Origin of the sequence: Caballeronia sp. (assembly GCF_049581465.1) — a bacterium.
Lineage (GTDB): Bacteria > Pseudomonadota > Gammaproteobacteria > Burkholderiales > Burkholderiaceae > Caballeronia.
Genome location: NZ_JBAUSA010000197.1, coordinates 1 through 5,107, shown reverse-complemented (window position 1 = coordinate 5,107; position 5,107 = coordinate 1). Strand labels below are relative to the sequence as shown.

Here is a 5,107-nt window from a genome sequence, read left to right as displayed (position 1 = left end):
GCCGGGCTGGCCCGGGCGCAAGCCCCGTTTGAATGTGGCCGATGAACGTAACGCTATTGAATACGCCGTGTCGGAGCTGATTGGATTCGGGTCAGGACTGACCCCCGACGGCGATGATTATCTTCTCGGATACCTCGCGGCGTTGTGGCCCTGGCAACGTTTCACCGCTATAGCCAGTCACTTGAAACTCATGCAGGACGTAGTAAAACTCCAATTACACCGCACCACCGGTATCAGCGGACATTTTCTCACGCTGGCGATTCAAGGTCACTATTCGCAACCAATCGATCATCTGACAACGGTTTTAATGCAAGGCGATTCGCAGAAAGATGTGATAACGGCTTCGAATAAAGTCATGGAATTTGGATCCGCTTCCGGTGCCGATTGTCTTGCGGGTTACATAAATGGAATCAACGCGCTGGAAACTGTAGCGCAACCACAAATGACAACGACCTGATTTTCAGTTTTGATTGTTAAAAATCATATGGCATTCGATGCATTGAGCGTCGAATTGGCCAGGCCGCTTAACAGCCGGAATAAAAGCGTTGGGCGTAACGATAATCGCGGACGTGTGCAATGAACATTAAAACCAAGGTATTCAAGAACATGTATCAGGACTCCGTTTCCCTGATGCAGATATCGGCCCAGATTGGCAAGCTTCCAGGCATTCAGCAGGCGTCCGTGGTGATGGGAACCGGAACGAATCTGGCGCAGTTGCGAGAAGCGAACCTGGACGACGGCTGCAAGGCGGGTCCGAACGACCTCGTCATTGCGGTTCGCGGAGATGCCGAAGCGTGCGCGGTCGCGCTCGATACCGCCGAAGCCCGCCTGAACAGCAAGCCGGTCGAATCCAGCAGCGACGGAATTCAGCCGCCCGCGCTGGTCAGCCTGGAGATGGGCGTCGAAAAAGACGCGGCATCGAACCTTGCATTGATCTCCGTTCCCGGCGATTACGCGGCTGCAGAAGCGATCAAGGCGCTGAACCTGGGCATGTCGGTGATGCTCTTCAGCGACAACGTCAGCGTCGAACACGAGAAGGAGATCAAGACGCTCGCGCGCGACAAGAACCTGATCGTGATGGGGCCCGATTGCGGCACGGCAATCATCAACGGCATGCCGCTGGGATTTGCCAACGTGGTCAGGCGCGGAGCGATCGGCGTGGTCGCCGCATCGGGGACCGGCTTGCAGGAAGTGACCTGCCGCATCGACCAGTTGGGCGGCGGAATCTCGCAGGCGCTGGGCACGGGCGGTCATGACCTAAGTGAAGCGATCGGCGGCATCTCCATGCTTTATGGCCTCGACGCGCTGATCGAGGACCCCGCCACCCGAGTCATCGTATTGATCTCGAAGCCGCCGGCCGCAGCGGTCGCGAGCAAGATACTGGCGCGCGCGCGATCCGGTGGCAAACCGGTCGTCGTCAACTTCCTGGGCGCGCGGTCCGAAGACATTGCAGCGCCGGGAATCACGCCCGCCCATACGCTGGCCGACGCGGCCGGCTATGCCGTTGCGTTGTTCGAAGGCGGCGCTTTACCCAAGCCCACGGGCGTTATCGACGCACTGGAGGCGTCGATGCTGAAGGAGCGTTGCAGCGCATTGCCCGCTGCGCGGCGCTACATCCGCGGGGTGTTCGCTGGCGGCACCTTTTGCTACGAGAGCCAACTGCTCTGCAAGGAGCAAGGATTCAGCGCGTCGTCCAATACGCCGATCGCGACGAACAAAAGGCTTGAGGACATCGGGTCGAGCGTGGGCCACACGCTCGTCGATATGGGCGACGACGACTTCACCCGCGGCCGCCCCCATCCGATGATCGATCCCACCCTGCGTAACGCGCGGATCCTCGCGGAACTCAGCGATCCCAGCACGGCGGTCGTGTTGTTCGACCTCGTGCTCGGTTACGGCGCGGCTGCCGAACCCGGCGCCGAACTCGTCGCGTTGCTCAATCAGGCGGCGCGCGGCCGTGAACTGCCCGTGCTTATCGCGCACGTTTGCGGCACCGAGGCCGATCCACAAATAAGAAGCCGGCAAATCGATGCCCTGCGCGAAGCCGGTGTGCTGGTCGCGGGTTGCAACGCGCAGGCGGCGCTATGGGCGAGCCATATCGCCCATCTTCAGGCTGACAAATAACGGGGCCCACGATGAACAAACTATTCAATCAGCCACTGAAAGTGGTGAACGCCGGGCTGAGCAGCTTCGCTGAAAACCTTACGCTCGCAGGCGGCGATGTGATCGGGCTCAACTGGCAGCCGCCCGCTCTCGGCGACATTGACGGCGGCCTCGCGCTGGCATCGCTGATTCGTCATCCCCTGGTCGAGCAAGCAAACGCGTACGCGTTCCAGAAATATTTGAGCGCCCAACCCGTTCTCGTCGATGTCATGAGCGCGGCCGAGGCCATCGACGCAATGGCCAGGCGCAAGCTGATCCTGCACGCCGGGCCGCCTATCGCGTGGACCGCGATGTGCGGGCCGGTCAAGGGCGCGATTATCGGAGCGATCCTGTTCGAAGGCTGGGCGGCCACGCACGAGGCAGCCGAGCGTTTGGTGCTGGACGGCGGCGTCGAGTTCGAGCCGTGTCACCACTATGGGGCAGTCGGCCCGATGGCAGGAATCATCAGCCCGTCCATGCCGCTTTGGGTGATCGAAAACAAAACGAACGGCCGGCGTGCCTACAGCAATTTCAATGAAGGCCTCGGCAAGGTGCTGCGTTTCGGCGCGAACAACGACGAAGTCCTGCAACGGCTTCACTGGATGAAGCAGGAACTGGCACCCGCCTTGAAGGCGACGCTGAAGGTGCTCGGTGAAGTGGAACTCAAGCCGATGATGGCGCAGGCGCTGCACATGGGCGACGAAGTCCACAACCGCAACGCTGCGGCGACCGGTCTCCTGATCAAGCGCCTTCTGCCCGCGCTGCTCGCATGCGGATTGCCGCTGGAAACGGTCCAGCGCGTGACGGCGTTTATCGTTGGCAACGATCACTTCTTTCTCAACCTGTCGATGGCGGCTTGCAAGGCCATGACCGACGCCGCGCACAACGTCCCCTTCAGTTCAATGGTGACCGTCATGGCGCGCAACGGCGTGAACTTCGGCATCCGCATGTCGGGAACGGGCGACCAGTGGTTCCAGGCGCCCGCGAACCCCGTGGAAGGCTTGTTCTTTCCAGGTTACGGCGTGGAAGACGCCGCAGCCGATCTCGGCGATAGCGCCATCACGGAGACGGCTGGCGTGGGCGGATTCGCGATGGCTTCGTCACCGGCGATTGTCAAGTTCGTGGGCGGCACGCCCGCGGATGCCACCGCGAACAGCCGCCGCATGCAGGCGATCACGATCGGCGGCAACCCCGCGTTCACGTTGCCACCGCTGAATTTTGCGCCGACGGCAGCGGGTATCGACGCTCGCAAGGTGGTCGATCGCAGCATCCTGCCCGTGATCAACACGGGTATCGCGCACAAGCAGGCGGGCGTTGGACAGATCGGTGCGGGTATTACCACAGCGCCTATGGCGGGCTTTATAGAAGCGATCCGCGCGCTCGCCGAACACATCTGAAACCAAACGGAAAAGCACATGACGAAGCCTCTGGCAATCGTCGCGGTTGGCGGTAATGCGCTGATACGTGACGATCAACACGATAGCATTCCTGATCAATACAACGCAGTGATCGAAAGCGCTCGACATATCGCCGAGATGATCGAAGCCGGGTGGGACCTGGTGTTGACGCATGGCAACGGGCCGCAAGTCGGCTTTATCTTGCGTCGCTCCGAGCTGGCCGCCGATGAAGTGCGCCCGGTGCCACTGGATTACGCGGTCGGCGATACGCAAGGCGCGATCGGGTACATGTTTCAGAAGGCGTTGAGCAATGCATTGCGCCTTCGCGGAATTCATCGGCAAGTGGTGACGGTGGTCACGCAAACGCGCGTGAGCCGCGACGACCCCGCGTTTCTCAATCCGGCCAAGCCCATTGGCGCGTTCCTCGACGAAGCCACCGCGCGCCGCCGTCAAAAAGAACTCGGCTGGACGCTGATGGAAGACGCGGGCCGCGGCTGGCGCCGGACGGTGGCGTCGCCGCAGCCGCTGGAGATCATCGAGCGCGACGTGATCGCGAACCTGCTGTCGCAAGGCTGCGTGGTGATTGCTTGCGGCGGCGGGGGCATTCCCGTTCTCGTAGACGACCAGCGTCAGATCACGGGCGTGGAAGCTGTTATCGACAAAGATCTGGCGTCGGCACTTCTCGCTGAGCAACTGGGTGCGGACCTTCTGCTGATACCTACGGGCGTCGAACAAGTCGCCATCAACTTTGGACAGCCTGATCAACGTTGGCTCGACACCCTGAGCATGGCCGAAGCGAACGCGTTGATCGCGCAGAACCAGTTCGGCGCGGGAAGCATGTTGCCCAAGGTCGAGGCCATTCTCCGATTCGTCGCGTACAGCCAGCAGCACGGCCGAACGGGGAAAGGGCTGATCACCAGCCCGGAAGCTATCCGGCGCGCGCTCGATCACGAGACCGGCACATGGATCACGCAATAGCCGGTTGCGCGTAGCAAGACTCCAATACTTGAACTTGAATTGAACTTGAACGAGGCAGGACGATGTCCGACAAAACTTATCTGGCCGTGAACGGGACGCTGATGCGCGGACTCGAGCTGAACCCAAACATGATTGCGGCGGGCGGTGTGTTCGTCCGCGAGGATATGACCGATGCGCATTATCGGCTTTGGAGCATCGGCGACCGGCATCCGGGAATGATTCGCGTCGCAACGGGAGGAAGCGCGGTCGCGCTCGAAATCTGGGAATTGCCGCTCGTTTCATTCGCGAGCCTGCTGCTGAGCGAACCGGCTGGGCTGGCTATCGGCAAGGTCACGCTGAAGGGTGGAAGCCAGGTACTCGGTGTCCTGGCAGAACCCTGGCTCGTCGAGAACCAGAAGGAAATCACGCAGCACGGAAGCTGGCGCGTTTATACCGGTCATTCTCATTCGGCCTGACCCCACAAGCACCGTAAGGGAAATTGTATGCGCGACACTAGCGACCGTAGTAACACCGCACCCGGCTATCGCATCGCCATGATTTTGCTAGGCATCGCGGTCACACCGGTTCTGCTTTCTTCTTCCAGCCTCGGT

At 60.9% G+C, this 5,107-nt stretch carries 5 protein-coding genes; all 5 read left to right on the top strand.

Annotated elements, in window-relative coordinates; all coding sequences use genetic code 11:
• Positions 1-457: DUF2877 domain-containing protein (locus tag WCA53_RS04915; RefSeq protein WP_423906242.1), on the top strand; the 457-nt coding region annotated here is incomplete at its 5' end.
• 119 nt (positions 458-576) lie between these two features.
• Positions 577-2,124 carry an acyl-CoA synthetase FdrA gene (gene fdrA, locus WCA53_RS04910; protein WP_423906239.1) on the top strand — a complete coding sequence of 516 codons (1,548 nt, stop codon included), beginning with the start codon at positions 577-579 and terminating at the stop codon, positions 2,122-2,124.
• 11 nt (positions 2,125-2,135) lie between these two features.
• Positions 2,136-3,539, top strand: coding sequence for a DUF1116 domain-containing protein (locus tag WCA53_RS04905; RefSeq protein ID WP_423906235.1), 1,404 nt, complete (start codon positions 2,136-2,138; stop codon positions 3,537-3,539).
• Between the two features lie 18 nt (positions 3,540-3,557).
• Positions 3,558-4,517, top strand: a complete 960-nt coding sequence (gene arcC / locus WCA53_RS04900) for a carbamate kinase (protein ID WP_423906231.1) — start codon at positions 3,558-3,560, stop codon at positions 4,515-4,517.
• Between the two features lie 62 nt (positions 4,518-4,579).
• A complete protein-coding gene (locus WCA53_RS04895) occupies positions 4,580-4,972 on the top strand; it encodes an allophanate hydrolase-related protein (RefSeq protein WP_423906228.1) in 393 nt (130 codons plus the stop codon).
• Positions 4,973-5,107: the final 135 nt, after the last annotated feature.

Coding starts and splice junctions, on each gene's coding strand:
- fdrA (WP_423906239.1), top strand. CDS start 577: ATGAACATTAAAACCAAGGTATTCAAGAACATGTATCAGGACTCCGTT.
- WCA53_RS04905 (WP_423906235.1), top strand. CDS start 2,136: ATGAACAAACTATTCAATCAGCCACTGAAAGTGGTGAACGCCGGGCTG.
- arcC (WP_423906231.1), top strand. CDS start 3,558: ATGACGAAGCCTCTGGCAATCGTCGCGGTTGGCGGTAATGCGCTGATA.
- WCA53_RS04895 (WP_423906228.1), top strand. CDS start 4,580: ATGTCCGACAAAACTTATCTGGCCGTGAACGGGACGCTGATGCGCGGA.